The organism is Burkholderia sp. APQ4-4ca, from assembly GCF_057837105.1.
Genome location: NZ_JBYQCG010000222.1, coordinates 1 through 17,240, shown reverse-complemented (window position 1 = coordinate 17,240; position 17,240 = coordinate 1). Strand labels below are relative to the sequence as shown.

The window sequence follows — 17,240 nt, the reverse complement described above, 5'->3', positions numbered from 1 at the left end:
TGTCCGGCAGCCCTGACTAGCTGCCGCGTCCCAGTTTAAAACCGGGTTTATGGTATTCCACGTGCCCGAGATCCATCATTTTCCATCGGCCGCCCCAGGTCAGGCCGACTTGCTCGGCGACCTGGCCGTACAACTGGTAGCCGCGCATCGCCCATGGATCTTTCTCGGAAATGACCAGCTTGCCGTCGCGCAGGAACGCGTTGTCGGCCGCCAGCCCGAACTGGTGATAACTCTGGAAGGCCGCCGCATTGGTCACGTTCGTGCCCATCTGCGCGAGCCGGTTCTGTCGTTCCGGGCTCCGGTAGCCTTCCAGCAGCGCCATTTCATAACCATATTGTTCGTGCATGATCTTGTAGACCAGCAGCAAACGCGTCCGGAAATCCGGGTCCAGCAGGTTCCAGTCGCGGCTTGCGTCCTTCAGCGCCGGGCGGACCTGCTCGACTTCCTTCGTGGCAAAGACTTCCGGCGGCAACGGCGGCGGCGGCACGAGCTGTTCGCCCTGCAACAGCGCGGCGATCTTCTCGTCGGGCACGCGCGCCGTGTCGTCGTACTGAAATAATTGCCGACCGCGTAACGCAATGGCCACCAATGGCGGCGTCGCAAGAATACCTGCCGACACCATAATCATCAAGCGCCGCCGAACCAGTAAATTTTGCACGTCACTAAATGCGCCGCGCGTCACGCTTGCCGATTTAACAATCTGACTGCGCGCGCGGGCGGCGCGATCGTTCGCCCGGCGCGTCAGGCGGCCATGAAACTGGGCGACCGATTCGAAAACGGTCGCGCGGATACCCGGTAAAAGCAACAGTGCCGCGATGGCGACGGCAAGGGCGAAATAGGCGACGAGTGCGACGGCAATCAACGAAATCCCCGGAAATTGGAATTGATTGTGTTTTGCAATGCTTGCTCTTAGAATCAGGCTGCTTCGAGAAGCCGGGCTATATTATCGCGGTGAATTAAACCAGGATTCAATGAGACGCTGAATGAGTGCGCCGGAAAATTCAAATTCGAAAACTCCGCCCAGCCTGCTGTCAGATACTAAACCGGCAGGCGAGGGAGGATCACGGCAGTCGCGCATTCTCGCGGATCTGGAAGGGCGTGTCACGCCACCCGCCGAGCCGCCGCGCCGTTCGCTGAAGGCGCCGATCGCCGCCGTCGTGGCGTTGGTCGTGGCCGTCGGCGGCTGGGGCGCGTGGCGCATGCAACAGTCGTCGGGCGAGCAGCCTGCCGCGATCGCGGCCGCGACGGCACCGGCGGCCGCGCCGGCCAAGGCCGCACCGGCCAGCGGCGCCGCCGAGCAGGTCGCGCAGAGCGGTGCGTCCGCCGCATCGGCCGTGCAACCGGCCACGATCGTGAATGACGATTCGGCGTCCCAGACCGTTGCATCCGCATCGGCGTCGGGCGCATCCGCTTCCGGCGCCGACAACAGCCGCCTGTCGCGCGCGCTCGCCAACGGCGCCGACGACGGTTCGGGCGCGGCGGCCACGGCCGGTGTCGCCGCAACGGCGGCTGCCGCAGCAGCGGCGACGACCAGGACGGCGAAGGCCGACGCGTCGAAGAGCACGAAGGTCGCGGCCCACGGCAAGACCGACACGAAAACCGAGGCGAAGGCCGACACGAAGGCCGAGGCCCGCAAGCATCGCAAGGAACAGCAGGCCGAACTCGCACAGGCGAAGAAGCGCCGCGAAGCGACGCCGACCCGAACCGCGAAGGCGGGTGCGAAGGACGATCCGGATGCCGATCTGCTTGCGGCGCTCGTCGCGCGCACGAAGCCGGCCGACAAGAAACTCGCCGCCCAGAAGGCGCAGGCGGTGCCGACCAAGACGGCGTCGACCGGCGGCTCGCTGGCGTCGCGCGTGAAGGCGTGTTCGGAGCGCGGTTTCTTCGAGGATCAGCTGTGCCGCTGGCGCGTGTGCGACGGCCACTGGGGCAAGGACCCCGCGTGCCCGAGCGCCGCGCAGTCGGAGACGCGGCAGTAACGCCTGTCGCGCACGCCACGAGGGTTTCCCTGTCCGCGCCGCCCATTGGGCGGCGCGTTGTTTTCGACGGCACGGAGAAGCTGCCGGTATGATGCCGCGTGACCCTGTCACGAACGCGTCACGCCCGTCGGGCATACGTTTCCTTTCTTTTCCCGGCGCGGGCCCGCGACCCGCGACGTGCGGCGCGCCGCGCGCCGCACCCCCTTCGACACGATGGACCTGATCGTACAGACTTACGGCGCCGATACGTCCGGCATGGTGTGCGGATTCCGCTTCGTTCCGGGCGGCGCTGGCGCGCTGCTCGATGCCGACGCGGCCGCCGCGTGGCTGCGCACGTGCCGCGAGCACGGCGCGGCTGCATCGGGCGATTTCGTGTGGCTGCATTTCAATCTCGCGCACGGCGCGAGCGAGCGCTGGATGCGCACGCATCTCGGCTTGCCCGACAGCTTCTTCGAATTCCTGCACGAAGGCTCGCGCTCGACGCGCATCGAGCAGGAGGACGGCGCGTTGCGCGCGGTCGTCAACGACGTGATGTTCAATCTCGAGCTCACGCCGTCGGAGATCGCGACGCTGTTCGTCCACGTCGAGCGGCGCATCATGGTGACCGCGCGGCTCAAGCCGTTGCGCTCGGTCGACACGCTGCGCGCATGCGTGCGCGACGGCGAGCCGTTCCGCTCGCCCGCGGAGCTGCTCGTGCATCTGCTGCGCGATCAGGCCGACCTGCTGATCCAGATCATGCGGCGCACGAGCATCGACGTCGACCGCATCGAGGATCGCTTCCTGTCGCAGCGGCTCACGTCGAGCCGGATCGAGCTCGGCGCGATGCGACGCACGCTGACGCGGCTGCAGCGCATGCTCGCGCCGGAGCCCGGCTCGATCTTCCGGCTGCTCGCGAAGCCGCCCGCGTGGCTGCATACGGAGGACGTGCAGGAGCTGCGCGAGTCGACCGAGGAATTCTCGCTGGTGCTCGCCGATCTGGCGGGGCTCAACGAGCGGATCAAGCTGCTGCAGGAAGAGATCGGCTCGCGCCTCGACGAGCAGAACAACCGCACGCTGTTCACGCTGACGCTCGTCACCGTGATCGCGCTGCCGATCAACATCGTCGCGGGCTTCTTCGGGATGAACGTCGGCGGCGTGCCGTTCTCGGAGAACAAGCACGGCTTCTGGCTGATGGTGCTGCTCGTTGCCGGCTTCACCGCGCTGGCCGCGTGGTGGGCGTTCCGGCGCCGCGACGATCGCTAGCGCGGCATCGGGCGACGCATCAACGCATCAACGCAGCAGCGCGATCGCGCGTTCGCCGATCACCATCCCGAGCAGGCCGACGAGCGCGACGAGCGGCGGGGCCGGCGAACGCACGTGCAGCAGCGCGTACAACACGCCGACGCCGATGCCCACCGCGAGCGAGGTCACGTAATCCATCATGGAGGTCTCCCGTAGGTCCGGTGTCAGGGTTTGAGGATGACGCGCTCGCGCGCGCCGGCCAGCACCGCGCGATACGCGTCGTGCGCACGCTCGAGCGGGTACACGTAGTCGTCGCCGATCGGGAACGGGCGCAGCGTGCCGTTGCCGAAGCCGGGCGCGAGCGTGTCGAGGATCTGCGCGACCGCGGCCGCGCCGAGCTGCAGCGAATCGATGCCCACGAACGTATGCTGGCCGCGATAGAACGAGAAGATGTCGAACGGCACGCTGCGCTCGATCGTCGAGATGAAGATCTGCCGCGCGCCGATCGCCATCGACGCGTTCGCCGCTTCGAAATACGGGCTGCCGACCGTGTTGTAGACCACGTCCGCGCCGCGGCCGCCGGTCGACTCGCGCACCGCGTCGGCCACCGTGCGGCTCGATGCGTCGATCATATGGACGTCGCCCGACGCGTGGCCGCGATAGCCGCCGGGCCCGCGCTCGACGCCGATCACGGTCGCGCCGCGCGCGCTGGCGAGCTGGATCGCGGCCTGGCCGACCTTGCCGTTCGCGCCGAACACGAGCACGACGTCGTCGGCCGTCGGCATGCCGGCCCGGCGCAGGCCTTCGTACGCGGTGACGAACGGCACGCCCACGCCGGCCGCCTCGTCGAGCGTCAGCACGCCCGGCTTGCGGCGCACGTGCGCGGCGTCCAGCACGAGCCACTCCGCATGCGACCCGTCGCGCCCGACGCCGAGATCGCCGCCCGAGCCCCACACCGGCGCGCCGACCCAGTTATCGGGGCCGCTGCGCACGATGCCGGCCCAGTCGCGCCCGGGCGTGCGCGGCCACACCGCATGCGGCATGCGGCCGAGCGCGGCCTTCACGTCGCTCGGGTTCACGCCGGCCGCGCGCACCTCGATCAGCATCTGGCCGTCGGCCGGTACGGGCGGGGCGATGTCCCGGACCCGCGCGTCGAGCGACTCGATGTCGGCGGCGGGGGTGTCGAAGCGGATGCTGCGCATGATGATCTCCGTGAAGATGGCGGCCGCCCGGGCCGGCGGGCCGGCGCGTGCGGCGGATGAAACCGGTGAATGCAGTCTAGCGGGCCCGATTTGACGCGGAAACGTGCAAAGGCGGATGATTGTTTTGCGTATTCCGCATAGCCAAATCCACAGGCTCACGAATGGACGACTTCCTTTCCCCGCACCTCGCGCTGTTCGTCGACGTGGTCGACCAACAGAGCTTCTCGGCGGCCGCGCGCCGGCTCGGCGTCGCCGCGTCGTCGGTCACGCGGCGCATCGACCGGCTCGAGACGCAGCTCGGCATCCGCCTCCTGCATCGCACCACGCACGCGCTGCGGCCGACCGAGGCCGGGCAACTGCTGTACGGGCGCGCGACACGCATGCTGGCCGAACTGCGCGGATTGCAGGAAGACCTGCACAGCCAGCACGACGAACCGGGCGGGCTGCTGCGCATCGACTGTCCGGCGCCTTTCGGCCGGCGGCACCTGATGGCCGCGCTGGCCGCGTTCATGCAGCGCCATCCGGCGCTGCAGGTCGACCTCGTGCTGACCGACAGCATGGTCGACCTGCAGGGTGCGCGGCTCGGCTCCGACGTCGATCTCGCGGTGCGCATCGGCCCGCTCGAGGACACGCGTTTCGTCGCGACGGTGCTGGCGCCGCAGCGGCGCGTGCTGTGCGCGAGCGCGGCCTACCTCGCCCGGCGCGGCGAACCCGCATCGCCCGACGCGCTCGCCGGCCATGACTGTCTCGCATGGCATGGCGCACCGCCGCCCGGCGCATGGCGCTTCGGCGAGCGCCGCCACGCACCGGCGCAGCCGCGGTTTCGCAGTAATCATTCGGAAGCGTTGCTCGAGGCGGCGATCGACGGGCTCGGGCTCGCGCACCTGCCGACCTGGCTCGTGGCGGACGCGCTGCGCGACGGACGATTGCGCGCGCTGCTGCCGCAGTACGCGGCGGCGCCCGAGCCGGCGACGATTCACGTGCTGCGCCAGCAGCCGCGCGGCAGTGCGCGCACGTCGCGGCTCGTCGCGTTCCTCGCCACGTGGTTCGCGCAGCCGGCGTGGGACGCCGCATGGGCGTGACGGCAGGCGAACGCCGCCGCGCTGCATGAAAAAAAGGGCCTCGCGTGCGAGGCCCGTCAACAGGTCGGAGAAACCGGTACGCCGGCCGGCGCCGCGGGTCGCGCGGCGCCGGCCGGGTGCGCACCGTTACTGCGTCAGTACCTTGCGCGGCTTGAAGAGGCCCTGGTATTGCAGTGCCGGGCGTTCCTTCGTCACCGTTTCGATGCCGCCGAAGCTCGGCGTCTGGCGCAGCTTCATCGCGGCCGGCGAAGCGACCGAACCGATCGACGTCGAGCGCGAAGCCGGCGCGAGGTTGTTCGCGACCAGCAGCGCCGCTTCGCTCTTCAGGTTCGCCAGCAGCACCGGATCGGTCGAGCCGTTGACCTGCGTGAGCAGCCCACTCCACGCCGCATCGCTATAGTTCACGACGTAGTAGTCGAGACCGCTCGGGTCGGCGACCACGCCCATGCAGCCCTCGATGCGCGTCTGCGCCTGCGTGTCCTTCAGCGCGAGCGTCGTGCGTTTCGCGAGACCCTGGCCGTACGCCAGCGTGATCGGCACCGTCCACTGCAGGCCCGGATACGCGTTCTTGTTCGGGAACGGCTGCTGTTTCAGCGTGACGACCGTCTGGTTCTTCGTCAGGTCGCACTGCGTGTCGAGCGAGATCAGCGGCACGCCGGTCTGACGTACGTAGCTGTCGCCGATCGGGCCGACCGACTGGCCGCTTTCCTTCGACAGCGCGTCCCACAGGCGCTTCGGCGTGCCGTTGCCGAACGAATAGTCGACCAGGTACTGCTGCAGCCCCTTGCGCAAGGTCTGCTCGCCGAGATAGTTCTCGAGCGTCTTCAGCACGTGGCCGCCCTTGTCGTACGTGAACGCGCTCGCGCTCAGCACGAAGTCGTTCGACGCCCAGTCGTTGAAGTTCGGCGCGACCGGGAACGCGTTCGGGCCGATGTCGCGATTGATCACGCGATACTTGTTCTTCACCTGGTCGAGCCAGCTGAACTCGTCGGGGAAGAACTGGATCGTCGTCTTCGTCTCGAAGAACGTCGCGAACGATTCGTTGAGCCACACGTTGTCCCACCAGTCGGTCGTCACGAGATCGCCGAACCACTGGTGCGCCACTTCGTGCGTCAGCACTTCGTTGCCGTAGTGCGACATCGGCTGGCCCGGCTGCGGCAGGATGTCGTCGGCGAACTCGAGGATCGACCCCCAGTTCTCCATCCCGCCGAAGTTCAGGTCCTTCTGCTCCTTGAACGCGTCGTTCGCGGCCACCGTGTCGAACTTCGTCAGCGGCAGCGGGATGCCCGTGTAGCGGTAGTAGAAGTCGAGCGCCTGCTTGGTGCGGTCCATCGCCGGCTTCGCCCAGTCGCTCATGCCCGGCGGCGTGAACACGCGCAGGTGCAGGCCGCCCTTGCCGCCCGGCAGCGGGCTCGTGAAATCGTCCTCGTAAGTGTCGAACAGGCCGCCGCCGAAGAACAGCAGGTACGACGGCATCGGCGGGGTCTTCTCGAACTGCACCAGTTTGTAGCCGCCGCCGACGTTGGTCGACGGTTTCTCGGCCGCGTTCGACACGACGCGCCAGTTCTGCGGCACTTCGGCCGTCACTTCATAGGTCGGACGGAACGCCGGCTCGTCCCAGCCCGGGAACCACTGGCGCGACAGGTTGGTTTCGCCCTGCGTCAGGATCGCGCCGCTCGTCTTGCCGTCGGTGCCCTTCAGGTCGACGCGGAACACGCCTTCGGCGGCCGAGCAGCCAGGATACGGATCGTCGCCGCAACTGCCGCCCGTCTGCGTGGCCGGATCGTCGTACGACTTGAAGTTGATGATGCCCGACCACTCCATGTGCAGCGAATAATTGCCCGGTGCGATCGTGCCGGCGGTGGGGCGCAACTGATAGAAGTCGCCCTTGTCCTGCGGCGTCGCGATCAGCTGGATGTTGCCCGGCTGCAGCGTGATGCGGCCGTTGGTGAACTTGATCCGGTGGCCGGCGATCACGATGTTGTTGACCGGCTTCAGCACCTTGATCTCGACGTCGGCGCGGCCGTCGAACGCGTTCAGCGCGTCGTTCGGGCGGAACCACAGCCGGTAGTTCACGGGCACCACGGTGTCCGGCAATTCGACAGGCGAGACGCTCTTGTCGACGTTCGATGCGCTCGGCGGCGCGGTGACGGCGGGCGACGAGCTTGTATGCGGCGCGCCGGCGGAGCTGAGCGCGGAAGCGGAGCCAGCACCGCCGTCGTCGCCGCCGCATCCGGCGAGCGCCAGCGCGGCGACGAGCGGCAGATAACGCATCTTGCGAATATGAATCGACATGACTGAAACCTCGATTGTTGAAAGAATCGTTCAGTGCTGCGAAAACGCCGGCAAAAGCAATCCCCTCGCCGTTTAATCAACGGCGAAAAAATGGCAATGACGGATTATTCGAAAAAGACGGCGGCCGACTACGTGAAGGTAATCATGGTTTACTGCCCCCTCTGGATTTCCGGATGTCGTTTAACTGGCCGGTTCAAAATGGTCGGGCGCGTGTTGTACTGAATTGATTTCGCGCGCACGACACGGGGCCGCACGCCCGGCGCGGGCGCGCGATCCCTTTGAACCGACGACCTACGGGGCTGGCCGGGCCAGGCCGCAGGACGGATGGACAGCGTGTCGCCGTCCCGTAAATTCGCCGTCATGCGGCATCAAGGTTTGTCGGCTTGCTCCAAGGATGCGTAAATATACTTGATGGTTTTGGGTAAAGGAAACGAAAAATTTAGAAAGCGCATCTATTGAATTCAGAGCGCTTCATTGAATGCTGAAAGTCATTAATGTGCTTTCCGTTTGGCCGGAAATTCCGTAGTTTTAATCTATTAACGATCTTGCGGAGCCGCCGAAACTACGAAATCCGGTGATGGGCGGCACGGCCGGCACAGGCCGGCCGGTACAATGCAGCGACGCGTCCCGTTCACCGATTGCCGCGAGGAGACCTTCCCATGCCACGAGCCCTGTCCCGTCTCGCGCCGCTGCGCGCCGTGCTGCCGCTGGTCGCGACCGTGCTCCTGCTGGGCGGTTGCGCGGCGCTCACGCGCGAGCCGGTGCGCGTGTCGGTCGCCGGGCTCGACCCGCTCGTCGGGCAGGGCCTCGAGATGCGCTTCAGCCTGAAGTTGCGCGTGCAGAATCCGAACGATGCGCCGATCGACTACGACGGCATCTCGGTCGCGCTCGACCTGAACGGCACGCCGTTCGCGAGCGGCGTCAGCGACCGGGCGGGCACCGTGCCGCGGTTCGGCGAGGCCGTGCTCGACGTGCCGGTTTCGGTGTCGGCCTTCGCGGCCGCGCGGCAGGCGTGGAACCTGCCCGGCGCGGCCGCGAACGGCGAGCTGCCGTATGCGCTGCGCGGCCGGCTCGCCGGCAGCGGGCTGGGCGCCGTGCACTTCAAGGACGCGGGCACGCTGCGTCTGCCGGCCTTGCCGGGGTGGGGCGGGTAGCTCGCTCGGTTGGATTCAACGTCGGCCAAATGTTTCTAAAAATTCACCATTTGACAGTCTTCAACGCTTATCTCGGCGCAATATCGATTTTTGTCGTGGCGCCCCTACACTTGCCGATGTCCGGCGGTCGGACATTTTTCAGGGGCAATCCATGGCGGCAAAATTCGAGCTGATGAAGGCCACGAACGGCCAGTACTACTTCCACTTGAAGTCGGCGAACGGCGAGATCATCCTCGCGAGCGAGCGGTACGAGGAGAAAGGCGGCGCGCGAAACGGGATCGCGTCCGTGCGGGAAAACGCGCCGCTCGACGCGCGCTACGAGCGCAAGCTCGCCCACAACGGCGAGCCCATGTTCAATCTGAAGGCCGCCAACCACCAGATCATCGGCACGAGCGAGACGTACAAGAGCGTGCAAGGGCGCGAGAACGGCATCGCGGCCGTCAAGCGCGATGCGCCCATTGCGGAAACCTTCGATCTCGGCTGATTGACGGTTGCGCCGCGACGCATGCTTTCGGGCGACCGTCGCGGCGCCTGTTTTGCCGGGTCGGGCAAAGCGCGGTATGGTGTGGTCCGCGCGGTGAATTCTCGCCGCCGTTGAAGCCAACCGTACCGAGTTCGCGTGACCGATTTCCCCCTTTTCCACTGGACCGACGCCGACGGCGTCGATCATGCCGTGCGCTGGCGCTCCGAAGCCGGCGTGCAACCGCCGAAGCGCGCGGTGCCCGCCGACGACCGCCTCGCCGCCGATGCGGCCTACCGCCTCGCGTGCGAGGGTACCGCGCTCGTCTGGCAGGGCGATTTCCAGAATGCGCGCCAGCTTCTGCAGGCGATGGCGCGCCGTGTCGAACGCAAGCCGAAGAAGGCGAAAGCCGCGGCCGGCGTCGAGGCGTTCAACCTGCATCGTCTCGCGCAATCGCAGCGCGCCCGCACGCTCGGCATGCTGCTGATCCCGCTCGACGCCGATTACACGATTCCGCTGCGCCGCGCGCCCGACGTGCGGGCCGCCTGCGAGGAAGCGTACGGCCCCGGCGGCGCGCCGTCGGTCGTGTCGCTGCGCGAATTGCTCGGTCTCGTCGGTGCGCACGAGTGGCGCAAGAAGGGCGTGCCGATCCCGGCGCTCGGCGGCGCGCCGATCCATCCGCACTACGGCGTGTTCTCGCCGGTGCGCGGCGAATACGTCGAGCTCGTCGCGCGTGCGCCGCTGCCGGCGACGTCGCTCGCATTCGATATCGGCACGGGCACCGGCGTGCTGGCGGCGGTGCTCGCGTCGCGCGGCGTCGAGCGCATCGTCGCGACCGACCAGGATCCGCGTGCGCTCGCCTGTGCGCGCGAGAACGTCGCGCGGCTCGGCCATGCGGGCCAGGTCGAGATCGTCGAGGCCGACCTGTTTCCCTCCGGCCGTGCGCCGCTCGTGGTCTGCAACCCGCCGTGGGTGCCGGCCCGGCCGAGCGCGCCGATCGAATACGCGGTCTACGACCCGGACAGCCGCATGCTGCGCGGTTTCCTCGCGGGGCTGGCCGCGCATCTGGAGCCGGGCGGCGAGGGCTGGCTGATCCTGTCCGATTTCGCCGAGCATCTCGGCCTGCGGCCGCGCGAAACCCTGCTGCAGTGGATCGACGAAGCCGGCCTCGTCGTGCTCGGCCGCGACGACATCCGCCCCGCGCATCCGAAGTCGACGGACGCCGACGATCCGCTGCATGCGGCGCGCCGCGCCGAGGTCACCTCGCTGTGGCGGCTCGGCGCCCGGGCCTGACCGCGTATTTTCGGTAAACTACCGCCATTCCTCACGAATTCCCGCCGCCGGGCCGTGGTCGACCGACCGTGGCCCGGCGCCGCTTCACGATGTCGAACAAGACCCACGAAATCCGCCCGGAGCAGTCCGTCGAGCTGCTGAAGGAACTGCACATCCTCACCCGCGACGGGAAGTTGAACCAGGACAGCCGCCGCAAGCTGAAGCAGGTCTATCACCTGTTCCAGTTCATCGAGCCGCTGCTCGCCGGCGTGCAGGCCGACAGGGGCCACGTGACGCTCGTCGATCACGGCGCCGGCAAGTCGTATCTCGGCTTCATCCTGTACGACCTGTTCTTCAAGCAGCAGCCGGGGCACGGCACGCCGGCGTTCGCGTCGCACGTGTACGGCATCGAGACGCGCGAGGATCTCGTCACGCGCTCGACCGGGCTCGCCGCGCGGCTCGGGTTCGGCGGCATGTCGTTCCTGAACCTGTCGGTCGCCGATTCGATCACGTCGCCGCAACTGCCCGAAACGGTCGACGTCGTCACCGCGCTGCACGCATGCGACACGGCGACCGACGACGCGATCCGCTTCGCGCTCGCGAAGCGCGCGCAGCACATCGTGCTGGTGCCGTGCTGCCAGGCGGAAGTCGCGGGCGTGCTGCGCAGGAACAAGGGCAAGTCGCTCGCGAATGCGCTGACCGAGGTGTGGCGGCATCCGCTGCATACGCGCGAATTCGGCAGCCAGATCACCAACGTGCTGCGCTGCCTGCAGCTCGAGGCGCACGGCTACCAGGTCAGCGTGACCGAGCTGGTCGGCTGGGAGCATTCGATGAAGAACGAGCTGATCATCGCGCAGTACAAGAACCTGCCGCGCCGCAAGCCGGGCGAGCGGCTGAACGAGATCCTCGCGATGTTCGGGCTCGCCGAACTGAACGAGCGCTTCTTCGTCACGCAGGCCGCCGCGGCGGGCGACGCCGCCGTCGAGCCTGCCGAAGGCTGACGGGCGGCCGCGCGGGCATGGCGCCCGCGCAGCGCGTTGCACGTTGCCTCACACGTCGTCGCCCGGCCGGCGCATCCATTCGCGCCAGCCTTCGTGGCCGAGGCGGCGCAGCGTTTCCTGATTCTTTTCGTAGATCGCGGACGCGTCCGGGAACGCGTCGACCGCGCGCGCGATGCTGTCCTCGCGCAGCAGGTGCAGGATCGGGTACGGCGCGCGGTTCGTGTAGTTCTCGATGTCGTCGGGCTCGGTGCCGTCGAACTGGTATTGCGGATGGAAGCTCGCGATCTGCAGCACGCCGTCGAGCCGCAATTGCCGCACGAGCCGTTCGGCGAAGAACAGCGCATCGTTGTAGTCGACGAAATCGGCGAACACGTGCGGGTAGATCACGAGCGTCGTATCGACCTGCTGCGGGTCCGCCGCGTCGAGCGCGCGCAGCTCGGTTTCGAGTTCGGCGAGCGCGTCTTCGAGTGTCGTCGCTTCGCTGATCGCGTAGCGCACCTGTTCCTTCACATAGACGCTTTTCGCGAACGGGCACAGGTTCAACCCGATCACCGCGCGCGCGAGCCAGTGCCGCGTGGCGGCGAGGATGTCGTCGGGCGAGTCGGGGCGGGTGTCGGTCATCGTGATACCAGTCGGACGGAAGGGCAAAAAGGGCCGCATTGTAGCGGGCGCGCCGGGGAACAACGCGCGCGGGCCGTCACGCGCAGGCCGCTTCGATCAACTGCGTGACGAGCGCGGGCGCGGTGCCGATCGGCGTTTCGCCATGCCGGTAGGTCTGGCTCGCCGCATAGATGCCTTCGACCACCAGCGCGAGCGCATCGGCGAGCGCCTTCGGCTGTCGCGCGCCGGCGCCTTCGCACAGCGCGACGAGCCGTTTCATCAGCTGCTCCTTGTTCTGCGCGACGCGTTCGCGCGCCGGGTGCGACGCATCCGGGAATTCGGCGGCGACGTTGACGAACGGGCAGCCGCGATAGTCCTTTTGCGTCGCGCGTTCGGCGAGATCGACGAAGTACTGGATCAACTGCGCCTTCGGCTGCCCCGGATGCTTCGCGGCGCTCGTGTCGAGCCGCTCGAAGAAGCACGCGTCCATCCGTTCCAGATACGCGAGGATCAGCTCGTCCTTCGACGAGAACTGGCGGTACAGGCTCATCTTGTTGACGCCTGCGCGCTCCACCACCGCCTCGACGCCGACCGTGCGCACCCCTTCCCTGTAAAACAGCTCCTCGGCGGCACGCAGCAGGTGCTCCTGCGCGGTGGCGCCGTCGATCGGCCGGCGTGTGCGCCGCGCCAGCGGTTTGACGGCCTCGATGCCCGACATGATGACCCTCGACTACGTAATGGATTGCTTGACATGTTACCGACTGGTAACTACGATCGCAACACAGTTGTGACCGGTCGGTAACAATCGCGCCGGATCGACAGACGAATGCCAAGCGTCGGCCCGGGTCAGCCGATGTTGAAATGCGCGGCGGAGGTGGCCCGGTCGGGGCGGAGCACGCGCGATGGCGCCAAAACCGCCCACTGGAGAACGTGAAGATGAACTGGGCAGTGACACGAATCGGCGGGCGCTTCCATTACGGATGGCTCGCGGCGGCGGTGGTATTCCTGATCCTGCTGGCGGCGGCCGGCACGCGCGCGACGCCGAGCGTGCTGATGGTGCCGCTCGAACGCGAACTCGGCTGGAGCCGCGCGACGATTTCGCTGGCGATTTCGGTGAACATCGCGCTGTACGGCCTGACGGGCCCGTTCGCGGCCGCCGCGATGCAGCGCTTCGGGCTGCGGCCGACGATCCTCACCGCGCTCGTGACGATGGGCGCGGGCGTCGCGCTGTCGTCGATGATGACGCAGAGCTGGCAGATGGTGGTGATCTGGGGGCTGATGGTCGGCTGCTCGACGGGTGTCGTCGCGCTGACGCTGTCCGCGACCTTCGTCACGCGCTGGTTCCATGCGCGGCGCGGCCTCGTGATGGGGATCCTGACCGCGAGCACGGCCACCGGCCAGCTCGTGTTCCTGCCGATGCTCGCGGCGATCGCGCAGCGTCACGGCTGGCGGCCGGTCGTGCTGGTCGTCGCGGTGGCGGCCGCGATCGTGATTCCGCTCGTCGCGTTGCTGCTGCCCGAGCGGCCGGCCGACGTGCAGCTGCGCCCGTACGGCGAGCCGGCCGATGCGCCGCCCGCGCCCGACGCGACGAAGGAGAATCCGCTCGCGGTCGCGTTCCGCACGCTGCTGACGGCGAGCCGCTCGCGCGACTTCTGGCTGCTGTTCTTCAGCTTCTTCATCTGCGGCGCGAGCACCAACGGCTATGTCGGCACGCACCTGATCGCGATGTGCAGCGACTATGGGATGACCGAAGTGCAGGGCGCGTCGCTGCTCGCGGCGATGGGCGTGTTCGACCTGTTCGGCACGACGCTGTCGGGATGGTTGTCGGACCGTTACGACAACCGCGTGCTGCTGTTCTGGTATTACGGGCTGCGCGGGCTGTCGCTGATCTACCTGCCGCATGCGTTCGGGATCGATTTCTTCGGGCTGCCGCTGTTCGCGATGTTCTACGGGCTCGACTGGATCGCGACCGTGCCGCCCACCGTACGGCTCGCGACCGATGTGTTCGGCAAGGCCGCGGCGCCGGTCGTGTTCGGCTGGATCGTCGCCGGCCACCAGCTCGGCGCGGCGTTCGCCGCGCTCGGCGCCGGGTTGCTGCGCGCGAGCCTCGGCACCTACACGATCGCGTCGATGATCTCGGGCGGGCTGTGCATCGTCGGCGCGCTGATCGTGCTGCGGATCAACCGCGGCCCGTCGCGCGCGGCCGCGCAGGCGGCCTGAGCGCGGCGGACCGGCCGGCCGCACGCGCTGCGGCCGGCCATTGCACGCACGGAGATTGGCATAGCGCGCCCGGATCGGGCGCGCAGTCGCTCAAGCGGGTATGCTTGCGGTTCGCGAAGGCGTTCGCGCCCCTTCATCGATGTCAGCGAGGAACCGCATGTCCGTCAAACCTGCTCCCACCACTGTTTCGATTCACGATCTGATCGCGGGCCGCTGGAGCCCGCGCGCGTATTCGGATGAGCCGATCAGCGCCGGCGATCTTCACGCGGTGCTCGAAGCGGCACGCTGGGCTCCGTCCGCGTACAACGCGCAACCGTGGCGTTTCATCGTATTCGATCGCACCCAGGACGAAGACGCGTTCAAGCGCGCGTTCGCGACGCTGGTGCCGTTCAACCAGGGCTGGAATGCACCGGCGCCGGTGCTGATCGCGGTCACCGCGCACACGCTGACGCCGAAGGGCGAGCCGGCGCCGACCGCGCTGTACGACGCCGGCGCCGCCGCGATGTCGCTGGTGCTGCAGGCGCATGCGCTCGGCCTCGCCGCGCACCAGATGAGCGGGTTCGACGCGAAGGCATTCCGCGACGCGTTCGCGATTCCGGCGGACGTCGCGATCGCGTCGATCATCTCGCTCGGCCACTACGGCAACGTCGACAAGCTCGATCCGGTGCTGCGCGATCGCGAGAAGGCGCCGCGCACGCGGCATGCGCTCGGCGAGGTCGTCTATGCCGGTGCGTGGAAGAAGCGCTTCGACGCGGCGGCCTGACCCCGCGGGCGGACAGGCTGCGTCACCCGTCCTGTCCCCGCCTGTTCCTGGCGCGCCACGCCGCGTGCCGTGGCCGCCGGCCCCCGTTGCGCGGCACGGGTGGCCGGCCCCGGTTGTGATCCCGCGGGCTTCATGTTAAAAAGCCCGTCCTTTCCGTTTTCGCGCCGGCCCTGCTGCGGCAATTTCCCATGACTTACTGCGCGATCGATTTCGGCACGTCCAATTCCGCCGTGGCGCTGCCCGACGGCGATGGCATGCGCCTCGCGCCCGTCGAGGGCGACCACCTGACGCTGCCCACCGCGATCTTCTTCAACAACGACGAAGAGACGGTCGAATACGGCCGAGCGGCGCTGGCCTCCTATATCGACGGTTTCGACGGCCGGCTGATGCGCTCGATGAAGAGCATCCTCGGCTCGCCGCTCGCGGAAACGACGACCGACCTCGGCGACGGCAGCGCGATCGCGTACACCGAAATCATCGCGCGCTTCCTGACGCACCTGAAGCGCAAGGCCGAAGCGCGCGCGGGCGCGCCGATCGGCCGCGCGGTGCTCGGGCGGCCGGTGTTCTTCGTCGACGACGATCCGCGCGCCGACCGTCTCGCCCAGGATCAGCTCGAGGCGGCCGCGCAGTCGGTCGGGTTCGCGGACGTTCACTTCCAGTACGAACCGATCGCCGCCGCCTTCGACTACGAATCGCGCCAGTCGGCCGAGCGTCTCGTGCTGGTCGCCGACATCGGCGGCGGCACGTCCGACTTCTCGCTGGTGCGCGTCGGCCCGGCGCGGATGGCGCGGCTCGAGCGCAAGGACGACGTGCTCGCGCACCACGGCGTGCACGTCGCGGGCACCGACTACGACCGGCGGGTCGAACTGGCGGCGATCCTGCCCGCATTCGGCTACCGTTCGCTCGACCCGGAAGGGCGCGAGCTGCCGAACAAGATCTACTTCGATCTCGCGACCTGGCACCTGATCAACACCGTCTACACGCCGAAGCGGATCGGCGAGCTGAAGCTGATGAAGCACCTGTACCAGGACGTGCGACAGTACGAGCGCCTCACGAGCGTGGTCGAGCAGCGGCTCGGGCACGCGCTGATGGCGCGCGCGGAGGAAGCGAAGATCGGCGTCGCGGCGGGCGGAGAGACGATGATCGACCTGAACGACGTGGAAGAGGATCTGCAGATCGCATTCGACGCGAATCGCCTCGTCGATGCGAGCCGCGACGACACCGCACGCATCGTCGACGCCGCGCGCGAGACGGTGCGGCTCGCGGGCGTGGCGCCGCGCGATGTCGGCGCGCTGTATTTCACCGGCGGTTCGACGGGGCTCGCGTTCCTGTCAGGCGCGCTGGCCGGCGCGTTCCCGGACGCGCAGCCGGTGTTCGGCGATCGCCTGGCGAGTGTCGCGACGGGGCTCGGTATTCACGCGCAGCGCCTGTTCGGCTGAACGGCGGGCGGCTAAAAGGTCGCCATGCCGGACGGACAACCGGCGCCCAAAAACAAAAAGCCCCGCCGAAGCGGTAATGCCGTTCAGTTAAGAACTGAACGGCATTTTTGTTTTGGGTGTTGTAAACGGTGATGGAGGCTGTTAACCTGCGTCGCCATGCTTGATGACACCCTGAATTTTCTCGCTGAAGAACAGGAGGCGCCCGACTGGGCTCGCCTGGGCGAGCACTTGCCCTACGAGTGGATTGAGCAGGTGGTGGCTTACACGGGACGGGCGAGCATCCGGCAACGCCGCTTGCCCGCTGAGCAGGTTGTTTGGCTGGTTATTGCGCTGGCATTGTATCGGCATCAATCGATCAGCGAGGTTGTCGACGATCTCGATCTTGCGCTACCGGATATGCAGGCGCCGTTCGTCAGCAAGAGCGCTGTCGCTCAGGCCCGGCAGCGCCTGGGCGCGCAACCACTGAAGGCGCTGTTCGAATTGTCGGCCAAGGCGTGGGCCGAGCAGGACCGCAAACAATACCTGTTCAAGGGGTTGAGCCTGTTTGCGATG

18 protein-coding genes are annotated in these 17,240 nt (G+C 67.7%); 12 read left to right on the top strand and 6 right to left on the bottom strand.

The features are described from left to right. Positions 1–16 precede the first annotated feature (16 nt). Positions 17–862 carry a M15 family metallopeptidase gene (locus tag AC3IFE_RS24785; RefSeq protein WP_089466537.1) on the bottom strand — a complete coding sequence of 282 codons (846 nt, stop codon included), beginning with the start codon at positions 860–862 and terminating at the stop codon, positions 17–19. Positions 863–983: 121 nt separating this feature from the next. On the opposite strand from AC3IFE_RS24785, the gene AC3IFE_RS24780 reads away from it, so the two are divergent. Both AC3IFE_RS24780 and AC3IFE_RS24775 read left to right on the top strand, forming a co-directional pair. Continuing rightward, entirely contained in the window at positions 984–1,979 is a 996-nt protein-coding gene (locus AC3IFE_RS24780; protein WP_489192624.1) for a phage tail protein, read from the top strand. 213 nt (positions 1,980–2,192) lie between these two features. Further along, a complete protein-coding gene (locus AC3IFE_RS24775) occupies positions 2,193–3,221 on the top strand; it encodes a transporter (protein ID WP_089466539.1) in 1,029 nt (342 codons plus the stop codon). A 27-nt stretch (positions 3,222–3,248) separates the two neighbouring features. Here the strand turns inward: AC3IFE_RS24775 and AC3IFE_RS24770 are convergent, their stop codons facing one another. Then, positions 3,249–3,401 (bottom strand): DUF1427 family protein, encoded by a 153-nt coding sequence (locus AC3IFE_RS24770; RefSeq protein ID WP_080334215.1) that lies wholly within the window; start codon positions 3,399–3,401, stop codon positions 3,249–3,251. A gap of 23 nt (positions 3,402–3,424) precedes the next feature. Next, positions 3,425–4,402: a quinone oxidoreductase family protein gene (locus tag AC3IFE_RS24765; RefSeq protein ID WP_489192621.1), complete on the bottom strand. Its 978-nt coding sequence runs from the start codon at positions 4,400–4,402 to the stop codon at positions 3,425–3,427. 161 nt (positions 4,403–4,563) lie between these two features. Here AC3IFE_RS24765 and AC3IFE_RS24760 point away from each other — a divergent pair, with 161 nt between their 5' ends. Then, on the top strand, positions 4,564–5,484 hold the full coding sequence (locus AC3IFE_RS24760; protein WP_489192619.1) for a LysR family transcriptional regulator: 921 nt from the start codon (positions 4,564–4,566) through the stop codon (positions 5,482–5,484). A 126-nt stretch (positions 5,485–5,610) separates the two neighbouring features. Here the strand turns inward: AC3IFE_RS24760 and AC3IFE_RS24755 are convergent, their stop codons facing one another. After that, on the bottom strand, positions 5,611–7,779 hold the full coding sequence (locus tag AC3IFE_RS24755; RefSeq protein ID WP_489192617.1) for a M1 family metallopeptidase: 2,169 nt from the start codon (positions 7,777–7,779) through the stop codon (positions 5,611–5,613). A 17-nt stretch (positions 7,780–7,796) separates the two neighbouring features. Here AC3IFE_RS24755 and AC3IFE_RS24750 point away from each other — a divergent pair, with 17 nt between their 5' ends. The 5 genes from AC3IFE_RS24750 (at position 7,797) to AC3IFE_RS24730 (ending at position 11,666) form a co-directional block, all read left to right on the top strand. After that, positions 7,797–8,006, top strand: coding sequence for a hypothetical protein (locus tag AC3IFE_RS24750; RefSeq protein ID WP_179233362.1), 210 nt, complete (start codon positions 7,797–7,799; stop codon positions 8,004–8,006). 432 nt (positions 8,007–8,438) lie between these two features. Then, on the top strand, positions 8,439–8,933 hold the full coding sequence (locus AC3IFE_RS24745; RefSeq protein WP_089466543.1) for an LEA/WHy family protein: 495 nt from the start codon (positions 8,439–8,441) through the stop codon (positions 8,931–8,933). 151 nt (positions 8,934–9,084) lie between these two features. Next, positions 9,085–9,417, top strand: coding sequence for a YegP family protein (locus AC3IFE_RS24740; protein ID WP_489192614.1), 333 nt, complete (start codon positions 9,085–9,087; stop codon positions 9,415–9,417). Between the two features lie 135 nt (positions 9,418–9,552). Continuing rightward, positions 9,553–10,686: a methyltransferase gene (locus AC3IFE_RS24735; RefSeq protein ID WP_489192612.1), complete on the top strand. Its 1,134-nt coding sequence runs from the start codon at positions 9,553–9,555 to the stop codon at positions 10,684–10,686. A gap of 89 nt (positions 10,687–10,775) precedes the next feature. Further along, a complete protein-coding gene (locus tag AC3IFE_RS24730; protein ID WP_089466546.1) occupies positions 10,776–11,666 on the top strand; it encodes a class I SAM-dependent methyltransferase in 891 nt (296 codons plus the stop codon). 48 nt (positions 11,667–11,714) lie between these two features. Here the strand turns inward: AC3IFE_RS24730 and AC3IFE_RS24725 are convergent, their stop codons facing one another. Further along, positions 11,715–12,287, bottom strand: a complete 573-nt coding sequence (locus AC3IFE_RS24725; protein WP_489192610.1) for a DUF1415 domain-containing protein — start codon at positions 12,285–12,287, stop codon at positions 11,715–11,717. Positions 12,288–12,363: 76 nt separating this feature from the next. Further along, entirely contained in the window at positions 12,364–12,984 is a 621-nt protein-coding gene (locus AC3IFE_RS24720; protein ID WP_489192608.1) for a TetR/AcrR family transcriptional regulator, read from the bottom strand. A gap of 218 nt (positions 12,985–13,202) precedes the next feature. Here AC3IFE_RS24720 and AC3IFE_RS24715 point away from each other — a divergent pair, with 218 nt between their 5' ends. The 4 genes from AC3IFE_RS24715 to AC3IFE_RS24700 form a co-directional block, all read left to right on the top strand. Beyond that, on the top strand, positions 13,203–14,486 hold the full coding sequence (locus tag AC3IFE_RS24715; protein WP_089466587.1) for an MFS transporter: 1,284 nt from the start codon (positions 13,203–13,205) through the stop codon (positions 14,484–14,486). Between the two features lie 157 nt (positions 14,487–14,643). Further along, positions 14,644–15,249: a nitroreductase family protein gene (locus AC3IFE_RS24710; RefSeq protein ID WP_089466549.1), complete on the top strand. Its 606-nt coding sequence runs from the start codon at positions 14,644–14,646 to the stop codon at positions 15,247–15,249. Positions 15,250–15,437: 188 nt separating this feature from the next. Next, positions 15,438–16,688, top strand: a complete 1,251-nt coding sequence (locus tag AC3IFE_RS24705) for an Hsp70 family protein (protein WP_089466550.1) — start codon at positions 15,438–15,440, stop codon at positions 16,686–16,688. A 156-nt stretch (positions 16,689–16,844) separates the two neighbouring features. Beyond that, on the top strand, positions 16,845–17,240 hold a 396-nt coding region (locus tag AC3IFE_RS24700), incomplete at its 3' end, for a transposase domain-containing protein (protein ID WP_489192605.1).

Excerpts from the sequence above, each read along its gene's own strand:
- AC3IFE_RS24780 (WP_489192624.1), top strand. The coding sequence starts at position 984 with ATGAGTGCGCCGGAAAATTCAAATTCGAAAACTCCGCCCAGCCTGCTG.
- AC3IFE_RS24775 (WP_089466539.1), top strand. The coding sequence starts at position 2,193 with ATGGACCTGATCGTACAGACTTACGGCGCCGATACGTCCGGCATGGTG.
- AC3IFE_RS24770 (WP_080334215.1), bottom strand. The coding sequence starts at position 3,401 with ATGATGGATTACGTGACCTCGCTCGCGGTGGGCATCGGCGTCGGCGTG.
- AC3IFE_RS24765 (WP_489192621.1), bottom strand. The coding sequence starts at position 4,402 with ATGCGCAGCATCCGCTTCGACACCCCCGCCGCCGACATCGAGTCGCTC.
- AC3IFE_RS24760 (WP_489192619.1), top strand. The coding sequence starts at position 4,564 with ATGGACGACTTCCTTTCCCCGCACCTCGCGCTGTTCGTCGACGTGGTC.
- AC3IFE_RS24755 (WP_489192617.1), bottom strand. The coding sequence starts at position 7,779 with ATGTCGATTCATATTCGCAAGATGCGTTATCTGCCGCTCGTCGCCGCG.
- AC3IFE_RS24745 (WP_089466543.1), top strand. The coding sequence starts at position 8,439 with ATGCCACGAGCCCTGTCCCGTCTCGCGCCGCTGCGCGCCGTGCTGCCG.
- AC3IFE_RS24740 (WP_489192614.1), top strand. The coding sequence starts at position 9,085 with ATGGCGGCAAAATTCGAGCTGATGAAGGCCACGAACGGCCAGTACTAC.
- AC3IFE_RS24730 (WP_089466546.1), top strand. The coding sequence starts at position 10,776 with ATGTCGAACAAGACCCACGAAATCCGCCCGGAGCAGTCCGTCGAGCTG.
- AC3IFE_RS24725 (WP_489192610.1), bottom strand. The coding sequence starts at position 12,287 with ATGACCGACACCCGCCCCGACTCGCCCGACGACATCCTCGCCGCCACG.
- AC3IFE_RS24720 (WP_489192608.1), bottom strand. The coding sequence starts at position 12,984 with ATGTCGGGCATCGAGGCCGTCAAACCGCTGGCGCGGCGCACACGCCGG.
- AC3IFE_RS24715 (WP_089466587.1), top strand. The coding sequence starts at position 13,203 with ATGAACTGGGCAGTGACACGAATCGGCGGGCGCTTCCATTACGGATGG.
- AC3IFE_RS24710 (WP_089466549.1), top strand. The coding sequence starts at position 14,644 with ATGTCCGTCAAACCTGCTCCCACCACTGTTTCGATTCACGATCTGATC.
- AC3IFE_RS24705 (WP_089466550.1), top strand. The coding sequence starts at position 15,438 with ATGACTTACTGCGCGATCGATTTCGGCACGTCCAATTCCGCCGTGGCG.